General features: G+C 66.0%; 19 protein-coding genes and 4 tRNA genes. All 23 read left to right on the forward strand.

Annotated features, from left to right (window positions below):
• Positions 1-11 precede the first annotated feature (11 nt).
• The 23 genes from msbA to ASD72_RS21050 all read left to right on the forward strand — a co-directional run bounded on the left by msbA (position 12) and on the right by ASD72_RS21050 (position 16681).
• Positions 12-1724, forward strand: coding sequence for a lipid A export permease/ATP-binding protein MsbA (msbA, locus tag ASD72_RS16030; protein ID WP_056881088.1), 1713 nt, complete (start codon positions 12-14; stop codon positions 1722-1724).
• Complete coding sequence (gene lpxK, locus ASD72_RS16035; protein ID WP_056880941.1) at positions 1721-2731, forward strand: tetraacyldisaccharide 4'-kinase; 1011 nt, start codon at positions 1721-1723, stop codon at positions 2729-2731. Before msbA ends, lpxK begins: the two co-directional genes overlap by 4 nt.
• Before the next feature lie 23 nt (positions 2732-2754).
• Positions 2755-3516, forward strand: coding sequence for a 3-deoxy-manno-octulosonate cytidylyltransferase (gene kdsB / locus ASD72_RS16040; RefSeq protein WP_056880942.1), 762 nt, complete (start codon positions 2755-2757; stop codon positions 3514-3516).
• Positions 3513-3977 (forward strand): low molecular weight protein-tyrosine-phosphatase, encoded by a 465-nt coding sequence (locus ASD72_RS16045; protein ID WP_056880943.1) that lies wholly within the window; start codon positions 3513-3515, stop codon positions 3975-3977. The genes kdsB and ASD72_RS16045 overlap by 4 nt, the downstream gene beginning before the upstream one ends.
• Before the next feature lie 31 nt (positions 3978-4008).
• Positions 4009-5424, forward strand: coding sequence for a hypothetical protein (locus ASD72_RS16050; protein ID WP_056881089.1), 1416 nt, complete (start codon positions 4009-4011; stop codon positions 5422-5424).
• Positions 5421-7268 (forward strand): excinuclease ABC subunit UvrC, encoded by a 1848-nt coding sequence (gene uvrC / locus ASD72_RS16055; RefSeq protein WP_056880944.1) that lies wholly within the window; start codon positions 5421-5423, stop codon positions 7266-7268. The genes ASD72_RS16050 and uvrC overlap by 4 nt, the downstream gene beginning before the upstream one ends.
• Positions 7269-7273: 5 nt before the next feature.
• Positions 7274-7921, forward strand: a complete 648-nt coding sequence (gene pgsA, locus ASD72_RS20680; protein ID WP_081420388.1) for a CDP-diacylglycerol--glycerol-3-phosphate 3-phosphatidyltransferase — start codon at positions 7274-7276, stop codon at positions 7919-7921.
• A tRNA-Gly gene (locus tag ASD72_RS16065) sits at positions 7912-7987 on the forward strand. The genes pgsA and ASD72_RS16065 overlap by 10 nt, the downstream gene beginning before the upstream one ends.
• A 173-nt stretch (positions 7988-8160) precedes the next feature.
• Positions 8161-8234: transfer RNA gene (locus ASD72_RS16070), tRNA-Cys, on the forward strand.
• Positions 8235-8265: 31 nt separating this feature from the next.
• Positions 8266-8341: transfer RNA gene (locus ASD72_RS16075), tRNA-Gly, on the forward strand.
• Between the two features lie 114 nt (positions 8342-8455).
• Positions 8456-8542 (forward strand) — tRNA-Leu (locus ASD72_RS16080).
• 177 nt (positions 8543-8719) lie between these two features.
• Positions 8720-9946, forward strand: a complete 1227-nt coding sequence (locus ASD72_RS16085) for an integrase arm-type DNA-binding domain-containing protein (protein ID WP_056880946.1) — start codon at positions 8720-8722, stop codon at positions 9944-9946.
• Between the two features lie 146 nt (positions 9947-10092).
• Positions 10093-10350 carry a hypothetical protein gene (locus ASD72_RS16090; protein ID WP_155944693.1) on the forward strand — a complete coding sequence of 86 codons (258 nt, stop codon included), beginning with the start codon at positions 10093-10095 and terminating at the stop codon, positions 10348-10350.
• Positions 10343-10576, forward strand: coding sequence for a hypothetical protein (locus ASD72_RS16095; protein ID WP_056880948.1), 234 nt, complete (start codon positions 10343-10345; stop codon positions 10574-10576). Before ASD72_RS16090 ends, ASD72_RS16095 begins: the two co-directional genes overlap by 8 nt.
• Positions 10569-10895 (forward strand): hypothetical protein, encoded by a 327-nt coding sequence (locus ASD72_RS16100; protein WP_056880949.1) that lies wholly within the window; start codon positions 10569-10571, stop codon positions 10893-10895. Before ASD72_RS16095 ends, ASD72_RS16100 begins: the two co-directional genes overlap by 8 nt.
• Positions 10888-11517, forward strand: a complete 630-nt coding sequence (locus ASD72_RS16105) for a hypothetical protein (RefSeq protein ID WP_056880950.1) — start codon at positions 10888-10890, stop codon at positions 11515-11517. Before ASD72_RS16100 ends, ASD72_RS16105 begins: the two co-directional genes overlap by 8 nt.
• Positions 11510-11740, forward strand: coding sequence for a helix-turn-helix domain-containing protein (locus ASD72_RS21045; protein WP_155944694.1), 231 nt, complete (start codon positions 11510-11512; stop codon positions 11738-11740). The genes ASD72_RS16105 and ASD72_RS21045 overlap by 8 nt, the downstream gene beginning before the upstream one ends.
• Positions 11727-12077, forward strand: a complete 351-nt coding sequence (locus ASD72_RS16110; protein ID WP_056880951.1) for a hypothetical protein — start codon at positions 11727-11729, stop codon at positions 12075-12077. Before ASD72_RS21045 ends, ASD72_RS16110 begins: the two co-directional genes overlap by 14 nt.
• 473 nt (positions 12078-12550) lie before the next feature.
• Complete coding sequence (locus tag ASD72_RS16120; protein WP_155944695.1) at positions 12551-13429, forward strand: hypothetical protein; 879 nt, start codon at positions 12551-12553, stop codon at positions 13427-13429.
• A 347-nt stretch (positions 13430-13776) separates the two neighbouring features.
• Complete coding sequence (locus ASD72_RS20690) at positions 13777-14004, forward strand: hypothetical protein (RefSeq protein ID WP_081420390.1); 228 nt, start codon at positions 13777-13779, stop codon at positions 14002-14004.
• Positions 14001-14258 carry a hypothetical protein gene (locus ASD72_RS16125; RefSeq protein WP_056880954.1) on the forward strand — a complete coding sequence of 86 codons (258 nt, stop codon included), beginning with the start codon at positions 14001-14003 and terminating at the stop codon, positions 14256-14258. The genes ASD72_RS20690 and ASD72_RS16125 overlap by 4 nt, the downstream gene beginning before the upstream one ends.
• Before the next feature lie 704 nt (positions 14259-14962).
• Complete coding sequence (locus ASD72_RS16130) at positions 14963-16069, forward strand: DNA-primase RepB domain-containing protein (protein WP_056880955.1); 1107 nt, start codon at positions 14963-14965, stop codon at positions 16067-16069.
• Positions 16070-16285: 216 nt separating this feature from the next.
• The gene (locus ASD72_RS21050) at positions 16286-16681 is read left to right on the forward strand and encodes a hypothetical protein (RefSeq protein WP_155944696.1); all 396 of its coding nucleotides are present in this window, start codon (positions 16286-16288) and stop codon (positions 16679-16681) included.
• Positions 16682-16689: the final 8 nt, after the last annotated feature.

Below are 16689 nucleotides of genomic sequence, written 5' to 3' on the forward strand. Positions count from 1 at the left end.
ACCGGAGGCTGATGACGTTCGCCCGGCCGTACCGTGGCCTGCTGTTGCTGGCGGGACTCGGCATGCTGATCGAAGCCGCTGCGGGCGGCGCCTTCAGCAAACTGATGGAGCCGGTGGTCAACGAGACCTTCATCGATCGCGACCGTGCCAAGAGCCTGCTGTTGCCGCTGGCCATCGTGGGGCTGTTCGTGATCCGCGGCATCGCCGGTTACGTCACCGACATGGGCATGGGCAAGGCGGCGCGCAGCATCGCGCGCGATGTCCGCGTCAACGTGCTGGGCAAGTACCTGCGCCTGCCGGGATTGCGCTTCGATACCGAGCCCGTGCCCGCCATGCTGGTTCGCCTCGGGTCGGATGCCGACCAGATGGCCCAGGCGGCCGTCGACGCGATGAAGGTGATGCTGCAGCAGATCCTGCAGATCATCGCCGCGCTGGTGGTGATGTTCTGGACGAGCTGGCAGGTCACGCTGGCGATCCTGATCATGGCGCCGCCGCTGTCGTGGATCATGGACAAGGTAGCCAAGCGCTACCGCCGCATCAGTCACCGCATCCAGGAGAGCGGGGCGGAGATGATGCAGGCGGCCGACCAGACGCTCTCCAATCAGCAGGAAGTGAAGGTCTACGGCGCCCAGCGCAGCGAGCTCACGCGTTACGAAGGCCTGGCCAACGCCAACCTCAAGCTGGCGATGAAGGTCGAAGCCACGCGCAGCATCTCCTCGGCGATGGTCCAGCTGATGGGCGCGATCGGGCTGGCGCTGCTGCTGTTCTTCGCGGGCAGGGAGGCGATGGCGGGGCGGTTGACGGCAGGCGGCTTCGTCACGCTGATGATCTCGATGATGGCGATCATCCCGGCGCTCAAGCAGCTCACCAACGTGCAGAACATGCTCCAGCGTGGAGTGGCTTCTGCGCAGCGCCTGTTTTCCGTGCTCGACGCGGAAGACGAACAGGACTCGGGCAAGCGTAGCCTCGACCGCGCGAAAGGCCTGCTGGAGTTCCGCGACATCACCACGCGTTACCCGGGGCAGGCGCGTCCGGCGCTGGAGGCCATCAGCTTCACCGCGCGTCCCGGCACCGTCACCGCGATCGTCGGTCGCTCGGGCAGCGGCAAGTCGACGCTGATCAAACTGATCCCGCGGTTCTACGAAGCCGAATCCGGCCAGATCCTGCTGGACGGGCACCCGTTGCAGGACTACCCGCTCGCCGACCTGCGCCGCCAGATAGCCCTCGTGGGGCAGCAGGTGATGCTGTTCGACGGCACGGTGGCGGCCAATGTCGCGTATGGCGAACTGCAGGGTGCGGACGCGGCCGGCATGGACGCGGCGGTGCGCGGCGCCAACGCCATGGAATTCGTCCAGGAACTGCCGGATGGCCTGCAGTCGCCGATCGGCAACAAGGGCGGACGGTTGTCGGGTGGCCAGCGCCAACGCCTGGCGATCGCGCGCGCGATGCTGAAGGACGCGCCGATCCTGATCCTCGATGAGGCGACGGCCGCGCTGGACAACGAGTCCGAGCGGCTGGTGCAGAACGCGCTGCAGAAGCTGATGCCCGACCGCACCACGCTGGTGATCGCGCACCGTCTGTCCACCATCGAACATGCCGACCAGGTCCTCGTGCTCGATCAGGGCCGGCTGGTGGAGCAGGGCACGCACGCCGAACTCATCGCGAAGGGCGGTCTGTACGCGCACCTGCACCAGATGCAGTTCCGCGAGGGCGAACCGGGGTGAGCAAGCGCGTGGCGCAGACCCCCGCTTACTGGTTCGGCGACGCCCCCGTGCCCCTCTGGGCCCGCATGCTGTCCGGCGTCTACGCGGCACTCATCGCCTTGCGGTTGCGGCTCTATCGCGCGGGCTTCCTGCGCCGCCTGGGCGTGGGCGTGCCGGTGATCGTGGTGGGCAACATCACCGCAGGCGGCACCGGCAAGACGCCGCTGACCATCGCGCTGGTGGAACGCTTGCGCGCCGCGGGGTTCAAGCCCGGCGTCGCCAGCCGCGGCTATGGCCGTCGCGATGAAGCGACGCCGCGCTGGGTCGATGCCGCGACCGCCGCCGAAGACGGGGGCGACGAGCCCCTGCTGATCGCGCGCCAGACCGGTACGCGCGTCCGCGTCGACCGCGATCGCGTGGCGGCGGCGCGCGCCCTCGCCACGGCCGGCTGCAACGTGATCGTCTGCGACGACGGCCTTCAGCACTACCGTTTGCGGCGCGACATCGAGATCGAGGTCATCGACGGCGCGCGTCGATACGGCAACGGCCGGATGATGCCGGCGGGGCCGTTGCGCGAGCCGGTGGCGCGCTCGGCCGATTGCGATTTCCGCGTGGTCAACCTGGCTTCTCCCGAGGCCGAGGCGGCCTTCGGTGAATGGCCGATGCAACTGCAGTCCGAGGTCGCGGTACCGCTGCGGGGCGGGCGCCCGCGCGCGCTCGCTTCGTTCGCAGGCCAGCGGGTGCATGCGGTCGCGGGCATCGGTCACCCGGCGCGCTTCTTCGCCATGTTGCGGGCGTGGGGCCTGGGCGTGGTGCCGCATGCCTTCGCCGATCACCACGACTACCGCGCGGAGGATTTCGCGTTCGGCAGCGAACTCCCCGTGCTGATGACCGAGAAGGACGCCGTGAAGTGCACCGCCTTCGCCAACGATTGGTTCTACAGCGTGCCAGTCGCCGCCCAGCTCCCGGAAGCCTTCTGGATCGCCCTGCTCGACAAGCTGGGCGCACCGCCGCGTCCGTCTCCCTGACCTTGTTGCCGGTGTCCATCGCCATGCCACCTTTCGTCGTCGCCATTCCCGCCCGTTACGCCGCTTCGCGACTGCCGGGCAAACCGCTGCGTCTGCTCGGCGGCACGCCGCTGGTGGTGCACGTTGCGCGACGGGCACTGGCGGCCGGCGCGCAGCAGGTCTGGGTCGCTACCGACGATGCGCGCATCCGGGATGCGCTTGCCGGGACCGAGGTGCAGGTGGCGATGACATCCGAGCGCCATGCCTCGGGCAGCGATCGCTTGGCCGAATGCGCCGACATCGCCGGCTGGGACGACGAAGCGCTGGTGGTGAACCTGCAAGGCGACGAGCCTTTCGCGCCGCCCGCCGGCATCCGCGCCGTGGCCGAAGCGCTGGCGGGCAGCGGCGCCCCCATGGCGACGCTGGCGGTGCCCATCGAGGACGCGGCCACGCTGTTCGACCCGAATGCCGTGAAGCTGGTACGCGCGGCCAATGGCGACGCGCTGTATTTCAGCCGGGCGCCGATTCCGTGGCACCGCGATGGCTTCGCGCATTCGCGCGAGGTATTGCCGCCGGGGCAGTGGCTGCGGCACATCGGCATCTATGCCTATCGGGCGGGCTTCCTGCGTCGCTTCTCCACGCTTCCGCCAGGCCGCCTGGAACAGGTGGAATCGCTCGAACAGCTTCGGGTGCTGGAAGCGGGTCATCGGATCGCCGTGGCCCTGACCCCGGCGCCGTTCCCGCCCGGCGTCGACACCCCCGAGGACCTGGCCCGCGCCGAAGTCCTGCTCCAGGGCGGCGCGTGAAGTTGTTGGTCGTGTGCCTGGGCAACATCTGCCGCTCGCCGATGGCGGAGGGTGCGCTGCGGGCGCGCCTGGACGCAGCGCCATTGGCGGGGCGGGTAGAGGTCGATTCGGCCGGCACCGGCGGCTGGCACGCGGGCGAAGCCCCGGATCGTCGTGCCATCGCCTGCGCCCGCAGCCATGGCGTGGACATCGGTGGCCAGCGTGCCCGCCAACTGCGGCCTGCCGACTTCGACGACTACGACTGGCTCCTGTGCGCCGATGCCGACAACCTGCGCGATGTCCGCAAGCTGGCGCCGGCCGCGCGCCGCGACCGGGCCGTCCTGCTGCTGGACTGGGCCGGGATCGAGCCCGGCGGCGAGGTGCCCGACCCTTATACGGGCGGGCCGGAAGACTTCCGCCGAGTCTGGCAATTGGTCGATTCCGCCGCACAGGCGGTCGTGGCCCGGCTCTCCATCACCTGAGACTTGGGCATAATCAGGGACGATGACGGACATGACCTTGGCCCCCGAACTGCCGCGTGGCCTCCAGTGGCTGAATGCGCCGGCGACCACGCTGCACGAGCAGCGGGGCCGGATCGTTGCGCTGGTGTTCGTCAACAGCGCCTCGGCCTGGTGCGCACAGCGCCTGAATGACCTGGCCGTGCTTCAGGCCAGGTACCTGGGCCGCCTGCAGGCACTGGCCATCCATGTGCCGCGCTTCGACAGCGAGCGCGACCCCCAGCAAGCCCTCAAGCGCCTGCGCCGGCACGGCAATGTGCTGCCGCTGGCGCACGACGCCGACTGGGTCGCCTGGCAGCGCTACGGCGTGGACGCCTGGCCGACGGTGCTCCTGATCGATGGCGAAGGCCAGGTCCGGCACCGGGCCATCGGCGCCGACGGCCTGCAGGATCTCGAGCGGCAGATCGCCCGCCTGTGCGATGGCCTGCACGCGCCGCCGGACGACGACCTGCGGAGCTTCCGGGAGTCCCACCCCGAGCCGCGCATGCCGTTGTGTTTCCCCACCGGCCTGGTGGCCACGCCGGATCGCCTGTTCGTGGCGGACAGCGGCCACCACCGCGTGCTGGAGTGCAATCACCAGGGGCGGGTGATCCGGCAGTTCGGCATGGGCACGGCGGACTTCGCCGATGGCGAGCTCAACCACGCGGCCTTCCGTCGGCCGCAGGGGCTGGCGCTGGTGCGCGAGTCGCTCTACGTCGCGGATACGGGCAACCATGCGCTGCGTCGCATCAACCTGCCCACCAGCACGGTGGACACGCTGTGCGGCAACGGTCGCGCCGGCGAGCCGACCGACGGCGTGGTCGACGTGGCGCGGAACGTGGCGCTGAACCAGCCGCAGGCGCTGGTGGTGAACAACAACCAGATATTCCTGGCCATGGCCGGGGACAACCGGGTCTGGAGCTATGACCTGGGCACGCGCGAACTCCGCGCACGCGCGGGTTCCGGGCAACTCGATGTCCGCGACGGCAGCGGCCCCATGGCGGCGTTCGCGCAGCCGGCAGGACTGACGGCGGTGCTGCAGACGCTGTACGTCTGCGATGCCGTGGGTTCGTCGCTGCGCTCCATGCAGTTGCGCGGCGATACCGTGCAGACGCTCGTGGGGCAGAACGCGTGGACGTTCGGTGCGGAGGATGGCCCGCGCGAAGGCGCGCGCCTGCAGCATCCCCAGGCGATCGCGCTGAGTCCCGACGCGCCGGTCATGTGGATCGCCGACAGCGGCAACGGCAGCCTGCGCACGCTGAGGCTCGGTGGCGGCGAGCTGACCACCGTCGCGCTGCCACGCAGCCTGCACGGGCCTGCGGGCCTTTCCATCGCGGCCGGTGCGGTCTGGATCGCCGAGACCGACGCCCATGCGGTCCTGCGCTACGATATCGCCACCGGCGAATTGAGCCACGTTCCGATCGACGAATGAGTGGTAGTCCCCAGCCGGCCTTCGACGGCAAGGTCTTCGCGGCCGGCCTGAGCACGGCCCCCGGCGTGTACCGCATGTATGCGGCCGACGACGCGCTGCTGTACGTCGGCAAGGCGGGCGCGCTGCGCAAGCGCGTCACGAGCTACTTCAACAATTCACCCAAGTCCCCGCGGATCCTGTCGATGCTGACCCAGGTCGCGCGCATGGACGTGACCGTTACCCGCACCGAAGCCGAAGCGCTGCTGCTGGAGAACCAGCTGATCAAGTCGCTGACGCCGCGCTACAACGTGCTCCTGCGCGACGACAAGAGCTATCCCTACGTCCTGCTCACGCGCGAGGAGTGGCCGCGCATCGCGTTCCACCGCGGCGCGCGGGCAACGCCGGGGCGCTATTTCGGGCCGTATCCGAGCGTGGTCGCCGTTCGCGAAACGCTGAACCTGATGCAGAAGTTGTTCCGCATCCGCAACTGCGAGGACAGCGTGTTCCGCAACCGGTCGCGGCCCTGCCTGCAGTACCAGATCGGGCGCTGCAGCGGACCCTGCGTCGGTCTGGTCGCGGAGGCGGACTATGCGGAATCGGTGCGGCAGGCCGGCCTGTTCCTCGATGGCCGCAGCGATGAGCTGACCAAGGAACTCACCCAGGGAATGGAGCAGGCGAGTAGCGCGCTGGAGTTCGAACGCGCGGCGCGCCTGCGCGACCTTGTCGCCTCGATCCGCACCCTGCAGGCGCGCCAGTACGTGGACGGACACGCCGCGGATCTCGACGTACTGGCCTGTGCGATGCAGGGCAGCCAGGCCTGTGTGCTGCTGCTCGCTTTCCGTGACGGCCGCAACCTGGGTACCCGCACGTTCTTCCCGAAGACCAATGGCGAGGACAGTGCCGACGAAGTCCTCGGCGCCTTCGTTTCCCAGTACTACGCCGAACAGCCCGCGCCGCAGGAGATCGTCCTGGATCGCGAGATTCCGGACGCGGAACTGATCGAACACGCGCTCGCCGCATCGGCCGACCGCAAGGTGCAGCTCAAGTGGAACGTGCGGACCGAGCGCGCCGGCTACCTGGAACTGGCCAAGCGCAATGCGGAAATCGCGCTGACCACCGAGCTCACCAGCCGCAATGCGCAGACCGCACGCAGCGAGGCGCTGAAGGACCTGCTGGGACTGCCCGATGTCGCCAAGCGGATCGAATGCTTCGACATCAGCCATACGATGGGCGAGGCGACGGTGGCGTCCTGCGTCGTGTTCGATGCCAACGGTGCGGTTCGCTCGCAGTACCGCCGCTACAACATCACCGGCATCACCCCGGGTGACGATTTCGCGGCCATGCACCAGGCCATCGAGCGGCGCTTCCGGCGCGCGGTGGAGGAGGGGGGCGTGATGCCCGATGTGCTGCTGATCGACGGCGGTGCCGGCCAGTTGGCGCAGGCGCAGGCCGCCTTGGCGGACCTGGGCGTCGCAGGCGTCACGCTGGTGGGCGTCGCCAAGGGGGTCGAGCGCCGGGCGGGGCATGAAGCGCTGGTGTTGCCTGACGGACGCGAGCTGCGCCCGGGCGCGGCGTCGCCCGCGCTGCAACTGATCCAGCAGGTGCGCGACGAGGCCCACCGCTTCGCGATCACCGGGCATCGCGGCAAGCGCCAGAAAGCGCGGATGACCAGCAAGCTGGAGGATATCCCCGGCATCGGGCCGCGCCGCCGCGCCAGCCTGCTGAAGCATTTCGGTGGACTGGCGGGGTTGAAAGCGGCCGGCGTGGACGAGATCGCGCGCGTCGAGGGCGTGAACGCCGCGCTCGCGGAGCGAATCTACGCTAACCTGCACGGGCTGCCGTCGCCCGAGGCCGGAACCGAGTAAGTCCGATGAAGTTGACCGTTCCCACCTGGCTCACGCTGCTGCGGATCTTGCTGATCCCGGTGCTGGTGCTGGTGTTCTACCTGCCCTATACGTGGACCAACTTCGCGGCGGCTTTCATCTTCATCCTGGCGGCCGTCACCGATTGGCTGGATGGCTGGATCGCGCGTCGGTATCACTTGTATTCAGCCTTTGGGGCCTTCCTCGACCCGGTCGCCGACAAGCTGATGGTGGCCGTGTCGCTGTTCCTCATCGTGCAGGACACCCCCACGATGTGGATGGCGATCTGGGCGGCCGTCATCGTCGGGCGCGAGATCGCCGTGTCCGCGCTGCGCGAATGGATGGCGGAGCTGGGCCAGCGCGCCACCGTGAAAGTCGCGGCGCTGGGCAAGATCAAGACCATCGTGCAGATGGTGGCGCTGTCCTGCCTGCTGTACGCATCCACACCGGGTTCGCAGCAACTGTCCGACATCTGGATGGGGCGGTGGGTGTTCGTGCTGGGCGACTGGCTGCTGGCCATCGCGGCCCTGCTGACCCTGTGGTCGGGCATCCAGTATTTGCTCGCGGCGTGGCCGATCCTGCGCGAGGGCGAGAAAAAGACGGTTGACAGTTCCGAACAACCCGCTACAATTTCGCCTCTCACGACGCGGGAATAGCTCAGTTGGTAGAGCACGACCTTGCCAAGGTCGGGGTCGAGGGTTCGAGTCCCTTTTCCCGCTCCAGTTTTATCGTCCCGAGAGGGTCGGCCCACAAAACCCCGTTCGCGGGGTTTTGTGTTGTAGGGCGCCAGGAAGGCGTGCCCTGATCGCGCCCGTCTGGCGCGGTCGCCGCCAGGCAGGTGGCAGAGTGGTAATTCGGTGGATTGCAGCGCAATATGGATCCGCTGAAGAAGTTCGGCCTCGTGGCAGAGTGGTGATGCACCGGATTGCAAATCCGTTTACAGCGGTTCGATTCCGCTCGAGGCCTCCAATGTAGAACCGGCGATGCGCGCATCGTCCATGCGGGAATAGCTCAGTTGGTAGAGCACGACCTTGCCAAGGTCGGGGTCGAGGGTTCGAGTCCCTTTTCCCGCTCCACATTCGCTCCCCTCGGGGAGCACGCCGAAGCCCCGCTCGCGGGGCTTCGCTGTTTCCGGCGATCGGAAGCGTGCCGCTTTCCAAGGCGGCACGACTGAGGCAGGCTATCCCCGTGCCCGGATGGCGAAATTGGTAGACGCATCGGACTTAAAATCCGCCGGCCGCGAGGCCATGCCGGTTCGATTCCGGCTCCGGGCACCAAAACGTAGACCGACGGGGTCCTAGGCAATCCGGCAAGACCCCGAAACCCCTGAAAACCGCTTGTCTGACCGTCTTAATCCGTCCGAATCAATCCTATTGCATCCGACGGAAAAGTGAGTCAGGCTGTGTGTCAGGGGATGCGACACATCGTCCCCGACTCATAGGGGAGTCGCCAGGATGCTTACGGACACTAAGCTTCGAGCGCTGAAAGCGCAGGACGCGTCCTACCGCGTGGCGGATTCGAATGGCCTCTGCATCGAGATCAGGCCCACTGGCGCGAAGGTTTGGCGGTACCGCTATCGGTTCGCCCAAAAGCCCAGCATGGTCACCATTGGCGAATACCCAGCCGTAACGCTTCAGGACGCGCGTCAGGAGCGCGACAGGCTTCGGGCGATGGTCAAGGCGGGAACGAATCCCGCGCACGCCCAGCGCGCTGCTAGGGCCGCTAGCGTCGAGAAGCACTCCAACACGTTCGGCGCGATTGGCTTGGAGTACATCGCCAAGCGGGAGCGCGAGGGGATGACGCCGCACTCGGTCGAGCGGGACCGCCGCGCGCTGGAGAAGTATCTGGCGCCGATCTACGACACGCCCATCAGCGAAGTAACCGCCCCCCTACTGCTGGCCGCCCTTCGCAAATTGGAAAACCGCGGGGTCATCGAGACGACTCACCGCGTGCGAGCCTTGGCCGGGCGCATCTTCAAGTACGCGATCGCGACGGGCCGCGCCATCAGCAACCCGGCACCGGATCTGACGGGCGCTCTTGAGCAGGTCCAGACCAGGCACTTCCCAAGCGTCACCAGCCCGGACGACATCGGGGCTCTCCTGCGGGCGCTTCATGGCTACCAGGGCACTGTCGTCGTGCGCGCTGCGCTCAAGCTGGCCCCGCTGGTATTCGTCCGCCCTGGTGAGTTGCGCCAGGCGAAGTGGGGCGACATCGATCTGGATGGCGCCGAGTGGCGCTACATGGTCACCAAGACGAACTCTCAGCACATCGTGCCGCTATCGACCCAGGCCGTGGAGATCCTGCGGGAGCTGCAGCCTTACACCCGCCGCAGCCCCTACGTGTTTCCAGGCGAGCGCTCGGCCGGTCGCCCAATGTCAGAGAACACAGTCAACGCAGCGTTGCGTTACCTCGGCTACGACCGCGACACGATGACCGGCCACGGATTCCGCGCCATGGCCCGCACTGTGCTGGATGAGGTGCTTGGTTTCAGGCCCGACTTCATCGAGCACCAGCTCGCGCACGCGGTGAAGGATCCGCTGGGCAGGGCATACAACCGCACCACGCACCTGCCGGAGCGCAAGAAGATGATGCAAGGGTGGGCGGACTACCTCGACGGCCTACGTACTGCGCCGGAGAAGGTCGTTCCCATTCGCAAGACGAAAGCAACCAGAACCGCCTGAGAGCGCCACAGAGGCGCGCCAATGGCTCTAACGTAGAGGAGGGAAGGAGAGTCAGAGAAAACGCAGCAGAGCCGCTATAGAAGCGGCGGAACCAGGTGCTAGTAACACCTGGCCCGCCTACCACAACCGTCTGTTAGGAGACGACCATGGCAACCCGGAATTCTACCGGTGATCGCTTGGCGCGGGCAGTGTCGCGCCTGAAAAATCGTTCAATCTTGGCCCTGTATCAAACGCAGGTCGCCATCAAATCGGCCAATCACTGGCTGTCCGCAGAGCGCAGGCTTTACCCGACGTTCGCGGTTCTTTCTCTCCTGGCCCTTGTCCTGGCGCTGCCGGCGATCAAGGCCGACCCCTGCCACCCGATCAACCGCGACTTGTCCGCCGTGGGGGTGATCCGTGGCTGACATCGACGCAACCGCCCCGGAAACCCCGCAGACGGGCCGATTCCTGAGCGATGTCACGCGAGAGGCATTCGCATGCCTTGGGGCCGCAGAGGACATTCTGTGCAACTACGGCGCTGACGATCCGGCCAGTTCCCGCCTGCACCGCATTGGCCGCGCACAAGGCTTGATCGAAGCGGCTGCAACGGTTCTCCGTTCGCTGGAATTGGAGGGCGTCCGCCATGACTGACAACGCCCCCGCCTTCGTGCCCCTGCTGACGAAAGAGCAGGCCGGCGCCCACCTAAGCCCGATTGCCTGCACCAACCGCGACGTGATGCGCCGCACGGCCCTGCGCGTCCTGACGATGACGCCCCAGGAGCTGACCGCCCAGGCGAAAGCAGGCCCCGAGGAGCACGCCATCCGCTGCCAGATCGTGGCCGACCTGTACGACTACGTGACGGGCGAGGCCAGCAAATACGCCCACGCGCTCGACCGTCTGCTGTGGGCTGCCCGCGAGGCCGGCATTGCACCGCTGGCCCAAGACCTGGAGGGCGCGCGCCATGGGTAACGTCATTGCCTTCCCCCGGTTCGCCATCCGCACACCGGAGCCCAAACCCAAGCGCGCCCGCAAGACGCGCGCGAAGTCGCCCACCCAATCGGTCGGGGACGACCTGGACGCCGGCTTAGCGGCCTGTTTCGCACGCATGCGTGAGGATGACGCAGAGCGCAGCCGCGGTCTGGAGCGTTGGGCGCGCGGCGAGCGTCCTAGCCTCGCATGGTTCGGTGAGACGAGCATGTCGGGGATCGCCACGGACCACTTCGGCGAAGGGCCCGACCACTACCGCCTAGCATTAGCGCACGCTGGCGAACCTATCGCAGCGGACGACATGGTGGGCGCTCTTGCGCTGGCAGTGGACACCCTCAATTCCCTGGCCTACATGGTTCGCTACGGTGGCCTGCGTTCGCACGGTTGCACGGCAAGCCGCAACCGTGAGGAGGAAATGCGCCACGAGGAATGCGCACGTGGCGTGGTGTCGGACTTGGCCGCGACCATGATCCGCCTACAAGCATTCGGCACGGTGCCGCGCCAGACCCCGGCCGAGCGTCGACGCGATGCGGCGAGAAGCCAAGCGAAACACGAGAGTCTTGACGCGCTGCGTAAGGCAGTGAGGGACGGCGACCATGCCTAAGCCCGCCTACCGCAATGAATCGCTGAGCATCCCGCCCAACGCGAACGGCTGCATGTTCCTGGCGGCTGTCATTGCCCAGGAGTTCCGACACGAGCCCACGCCGGCCCAGCTAATGCACCGCTTCGGCATGTGCCGGGCCACCGCCTACCGCTGGCGCCGCGCCTGGCGTAGCGCCGCCGAACTGATCCAAGCGAGGGAGGGACGCACCCATGCGCACGCCTAAACAACACCCCTGGACGCATAAGCCGCTCGCGTTCTTCGACTCCCTGGACTTCCCAACCCTGTACCCCGAGCAGTGGGCAAAGCAGCTGGCGGCGTGCGAGGACGACGTAGACGCAGCCCGGAAGATGGCGGCGGGCTCGCTGGCGATGCTCCACTCGCCGGTGCACGGCCCTATCACCATGGAGAAGCACGAGCAGATGGAGGACTTTCGGCGTGGCTTCCTGGCTCTGTACCGCTGGGACCGCCGCCGATTCCTGCGCCACATGCGGGAGAAACTGGGAGGCAAGCGCAGGACGACGGTCTACTGGCGTGCCATGGCGAGGAGGACGCACGTATGACACAGCGCGAAGTCACCGAAGCCCAGCCCGTCCCCCGATGCGCCCGGGGCCACCACGCCCGCCACATGCTGGACATGCGCCGGCCCAGCGCCGGAGGCGGGCATTTCGTCGAGTGCCGGTGTTGCCAGACCAAGAGGCATGGAAGCTATGCCGATGCACTGAGGGAGTGGCGCCAGAAGCACGGGATCCGTGCCCCTAGGGCCAAGCAACAGGAGGGGCAGCGGGGGCTGTTTACCGCCGCAGGCTGAGGGTTTCACACAGTTCTGTTCCACATCGAAACGTAGACGGCACAAGGCCTCCCGGGCGCCAATGTCAATCTTGGCGTCCCCGGGGGTGTCATGGTGCAAAGTGTTGCAGGACCTGCGACGGCAGGAAGTGACAATCCGACCACCCCGCCTAGCTCGACGGAGCGAAGAGCCGGCCACCTACCGGCCTGGCGGGCGCACTCTAGGTACTGCGCGAGGGCGCAAGAGATGGCCGACGAGAACAACGATGACTTGGGCCCATACGGCCCCATCACACCTGAAATGCTGGCTCACGCAAGGGCAGTTCAGGAGGAGATTGCAGCGAAACTAACCCTCCAGCCGGGATTGAATCCAAGGTTGGCCGAGTATGCCTTGGCCTTGTCTGACGAAGAGATTGCAGAGTGGGAAGCGGCGGAGCAGGCGGGCACATTGTCGCCTGACGAAGAGCGGGTGCGCCTTGACTCGATCAAGAGCCGCCAAGAAGAAGAGATGAAGCAGCTCCGCACCATCTACCCAGATATGGGAGACGGGAACCTGCGACTGCTCCAGCGAACAGTTGCACACATGGACAACCTTGCTCTTGATATCGCCGATGCCCTCGAATGGGAACACTCTCCAGAGAGCTATGAGCGTGCACGGGAGATGCGTAGCAAGTTCTACTCCTTCGAGAACCAATACGACTTCGGGACGCTTGCCGAGGCAATGGACTATCAGGGCCTCGTGGATGCCTACGTCGAGGCTGTAGATGCTAGGCAGCGAGTCATGGAAGGAATGGCCTGGAGGGATGCTCTCGACCTCCTTACAAGCGCTGCGTCCAATCTCTTAAGGGCCTCCCCGCGAAGCAAACGTCGTGAGGAAGCGAAAGCCGCAGCTGCCGCAGGGTGGGAGTGGCTTGAAGATGTCCGACAAGAAGCCTTCAAGCGTAGAGCAAGTGACCTGGCGTTGAATCCGAGCAAGAGCCGCCGACAGAGCATCCTCGGGATGATGGATGCAGTTCGAACTCTCTACGACGAGAGGGGTAAAGCCAGAAATGTCACCTTGAGCGCTGACCCAATCCAGGCCTTCAAGACCATCGAGGGCTGGTTCGTCAAAGCAGGGATCAAGTGACCTGATACCCGGCATGCATGCACACGGGGTATGCATGCCGGCTCAAGGGGCGCCAATGCTCGCATAAGGTCTATTTCGCATGACTTCCCCACTCCACGATTCCCTCACGCCGCTAACGACTCTCGCGGCGCTAGAGGAGAAAAGATGGGAAGGAATCTTCATACGATCGGTCAACTGGCCAAGCGCCATCCGTGGACCGAAACGCAATGTAGATGGTGGGTAAAGAACGCAGCGACGAATGGGCTCGCCCATGCGATCGAGCGCGTTGGTAGCCGCGTCCTGATTGACGAAGACCAGCTGAAGGCCTGGGTGGCAGAGCAGGCTGTGCGGAAGGCTGGAGGTGCCGCATGACGGCCCTGGCAGCGAGCGAGTTTGTGCGGGTTGCTCAGATCGTAGGTCGACCGGCAAAGGGTGATCGCCCTGCAGAGCCGGGGATCCTGCCGATCTCGGCATCTACCTGGTGGCTGGGGGTCAAGGCGAAGCGCTATCCAGCGGGCGTGAAGCTCTCGCGTGGCGTCACCGTGTGGCGCCGGGATGAGGTGCAGGCGATCGCCAGCAAGGCGGGTGCGAAGTGATCGCCCCCATTCCCGCCATCATCCGCTTCCGCGAACTGGTGAATCACCCGGCCAAGGGTGACAAGCCGGCAACGCGCGGAATCCTCCCCATTGGGCACGCTGCTCTCTACAAGGGCATGGCCGCTGGTATCTACCCGAAGCCCGTCCAGATGGGCGGACTGAAGGTCTGGCTGGGCTCGGACATCGCCGCCTTGGTGGAGCGTCTGCAGGCTGATTCCGACGCGGTGAACGGCCGTTCGGGAGGTGCCCGATGAGCCGGCGCTCAACCGCTACTCCAGCCGACCCCCACGGAAGCCGCACAGGAGCGCGCAGGAGCGGCGCGCGACCCCGGGCGAGTGTGAGGCTGCCCAATGGCGTCGTCGCTGATCCTGCGGCTCTCCATGCGGATCTGCGTAAGGCTTCCGGCCTGACATCGGCGACCATCCGGCGTCTGCGGCCGCACTTCGGGTCGGCCACCTACGCGGACCCCCGCACGGGCCAGGTCTACAACGCTCGCCTAGTCCCCATCGGCGGCGTCTGCGCTGATGGGTACGTGCGGATTGGACGCCGGTCGCACAGGAGCGGCAGCGAGCAGTACGCACACAGGATCGTTTGGGAGTCGATCCATGGGGCTATCCCGTTCGGACGCCAGATTGACCACAAGAACCACCAGCGTAGCGACAACCGAGCGTCCAACCTGCAGCTGCTGACGCCGGGGCAAAACGTGCGCCGCGCCGCTCAACGTCGGCGCAAGAACGGCGAGGCGTGGAGCGGGGCAAAGCTGACCGACGATTTGGTGGTCCAAATCCGCGCGACGGCGAAAACCCGAACGTGCGCCGACTGGGCGGGCGAACTGGGGTTGGACGCCTCGACGGTGGGAGGAGCTCGACGGGGACGCACCTGGCGCCACGTCAAACCCTGTCCGCGGCTGAAAACCACTCGACGCCCCCGGGCGAAGGGTTGAGGAGAGCGACCAAGGATGGTCACCACGGACCACATGGAAGCCACTCGGCTCCTTCGCCTGATTGCAGGCGATGGGCCGGTGACGTTCCAGACCTTCGACGATGACCAGGGGCTAAAGCGGAAGCGCCTGGCATGCCAGCGACACGGCAGCTTGGCCCAGTACGGCGCGAGGCTCGACAGCTTGAATGCTGACGGGGCGGGCATCTTCTTCATGGTCAACAAGGGCAACGGGAAGGGACGCAAGGCCAAAGATGTGCTGGACGTCAGGGCGCTGTTTGCCGACCTGGACGGTGCGCCGCTCAAGCCCGTCCAAAACGGTCCCCTGCAGCCGCATGCGGTAGTGGAGACGTCGCCTGGGAAGTACCACGCCTATTGGTGCGTTGAGGGCGTCCCGCTGGACGCATTCAAGCCGCTCCAGAAGGCCATCGCGGCGCGCTTCCGGTCCGACCCTAGCGTCAATGACCTGTGTCGCGTGGCGAGGCTCCCAGGCTTCTTCCATCGCAAGCACGGCGGCGCCCCTTTCCTGTCCCGCATCGTCGAACTAGTCGACTTGCCTCGGTACACCTTTGAACAAGTGACGACCGCCTTTCCGGTGGCTCTGTCTCAACAGCATGCGACGAAGCGGCGGGAAGGGATCGCGGAAGTGATCCCGAAAGGGGAGCGCAACACGTCGCTACTGCAACTGGCGCGCGGGTTCGTCAACAAGGGCTTTGCGCTCCCGGAGGCATGCCAGCGGATCCAGCGAATCAACGCGGAACGGTGCGATCCGCCCCTTTGCGCTACGGAGGTGGACGGGATCGTCCGAAACGCCTTCTCAGTGGCTCCAAAGGGCGATCTTCCGCTGCCGCTGTCGGTTTTCGATTCACCCGACTACAGGTCACTGCCTGGCAATGCGCAAGCCATCGTGAACATGGCTTACCGCCGACTGGCAGAGGGCGGAGATGGAACCGTCTGCCTGAGCCCTTCGGATCTCGCGCCAACCATGTCGGTGGGCACGTTCCGAGCAAACGTGAAGCTGGCTGCGGCTGCCGGCTTCCTGATGAAGGTCGAGCAGGGTCGATTTGGTCAGCTCGGAAACACGGTCGATCGATACCAAGTGACGACGCGAGGAGGCGTGCGCTGATGCAGACCAAGAACCAATTTCTGTCCGAACCAGAAACCAGAATCTGGCTACTTAATAAAGCTCTTCAGATAGGGGCTCTTAAGACCTCCTCTATGGGAAGACCCCTCGGAAACCAAGAACGACACTGCCGCGAGACCCACTCTCAAGACACCAAAAGCCAATTTCTGGTCTTAGGTCTCAAGGCAAAAGGTACTACCGACTCCGAGGAGGATCTAGATGGCCCCCACAACTGAAACGACCAAGGCCAAGACGCTGATCGCAATGGCGATCCATGACCGAATTGTCGGCCCCCTGTTGCGTCGCCTTTCGATCTCAAACAGGCATAGCCAGTGGTCACGTGTGCCGACCGCCCAGCCAGACGTCGCCTGTGCGATCTGCTCCATGGACATCCGCTTCAAGTCGTCTGAGTACGCCATAGAGGTAACTCCCCATTACCTCGCGCGGTGCGAGGCGATGTCGAAATCGTACCGCGACCAAATGTCCCGGGGTGGGGTCGTACCGGAGCACGTAATGCGAACTGATCTGACAGATGCCGCTTATCTCGCCTGCTTCGTCGTGCCGGAGCTAGTTGCCGCGATCCGTCATGCACGCGGACAGGGCATTGAGGAGTAGAGCTCGGC

This window comes from Pseudoxanthomonas sp. Root630, from assembly GCF_001427585.1.
GTDB lineage: Bacteria > Pseudomonadota > Gammaproteobacteria > Xanthomonadales > Xanthomonadaceae > Pseudoxanthomonas_A.

Coding starts and splice junctions, on each gene's coding strand:
- msbA (WP_056881088.1), top strand. CDS start 12: ATGACGTTCGCCCGGCCGTACCGTGGCCTGCTGTTGCTGGCGGGACTC.
- kdsB (WP_056880942.1), top strand. CDS start 2,755: ATGCCACCTTTCGTCGTCGCCATTCCCGCCCGTTACGCCGCTTCGCGA.
- ASD72_RS16050 (WP_056881089.1), top strand. CDS start 4,009: ATGACCTTGGCCCCCGAACTGCCGCGTGGCCTCCAGTGGCTGAATGCG.
- uvrC (WP_056880944.1), top strand. CDS start 5,421: ATGAGTGGTAGTCCCCAGCCGGCCTTCGACGGCAAGGTCTTCGCGGCC.
- pgsA (WP_081420388.1), top strand. CDS start 7,274: ATGAAGTTGACCGTTCCCACCTGGCTCACGCTGCTGCGGATCTTGCTG.
- ASD72_RS16085 (WP_056880946.1), top strand. CDS start 8,720: ATGCTTACGGACACTAAGCTTCGAGCGCTGAAAGCGCAGGACGCGTCC.
- ASD72_RS16090 (WP_155944693.1), top strand. CDS start 10,093: ATGGCAACCCGGAATTCTACCGGTGATCGCTTGGCGCGGGCAGTGTCG.
- ASD72_RS16100 (WP_056880949.1), top strand. CDS start 10,569: ATGACTGACAACGCCCCCGCCTTCGTGCCCCTGCTGACGAAAGAGCAG.
- ASD72_RS16105 (WP_056880950.1), top strand. CDS start 10,888: ATGGGTAACGTCATTGCCTTCCCCCGGTTCGCCATCCGCACACCGGAG.
- ASD72_RS21045 (WP_155944694.1), top strand. CDS start 11,510: ATGCCTAAGCCCGCCTACCGCAATGAATCGCTGAGCATCCCGCCCAAC.
- ASD72_RS16110 (WP_056880951.1), top strand. CDS start 11,727: ATGCGCACGCCTAAACAACACCCCTGGACGCATAAGCCGCTCGCGTTC.
- ASD72_RS16120 (WP_155944695.1), top strand. CDS start 12,551: ATGGCCGACGAGAACAACGATGACTTGGGCCCATACGGCCCCATCACA.
- ASD72_RS20690 (WP_081420390.1), top strand. CDS start 13,777: ATGACGGCCCTGGCAGCGAGCGAGTTTGTGCGGGTTGCTCAGATCGTA.
- ASD72_RS16130 (WP_056880955.1), top strand. CDS start 14,963: ATGGTCACCACGGACCACATGGAAGCCACTCGGCTCCTTCGCCTGATT.
- ASD72_RS21050 (WP_155944696.1), top strand. CDS start 16,286: ATGGCCCCCACAACTGAAACGACCAAGGCCAAGACGCTGATCGCAATG.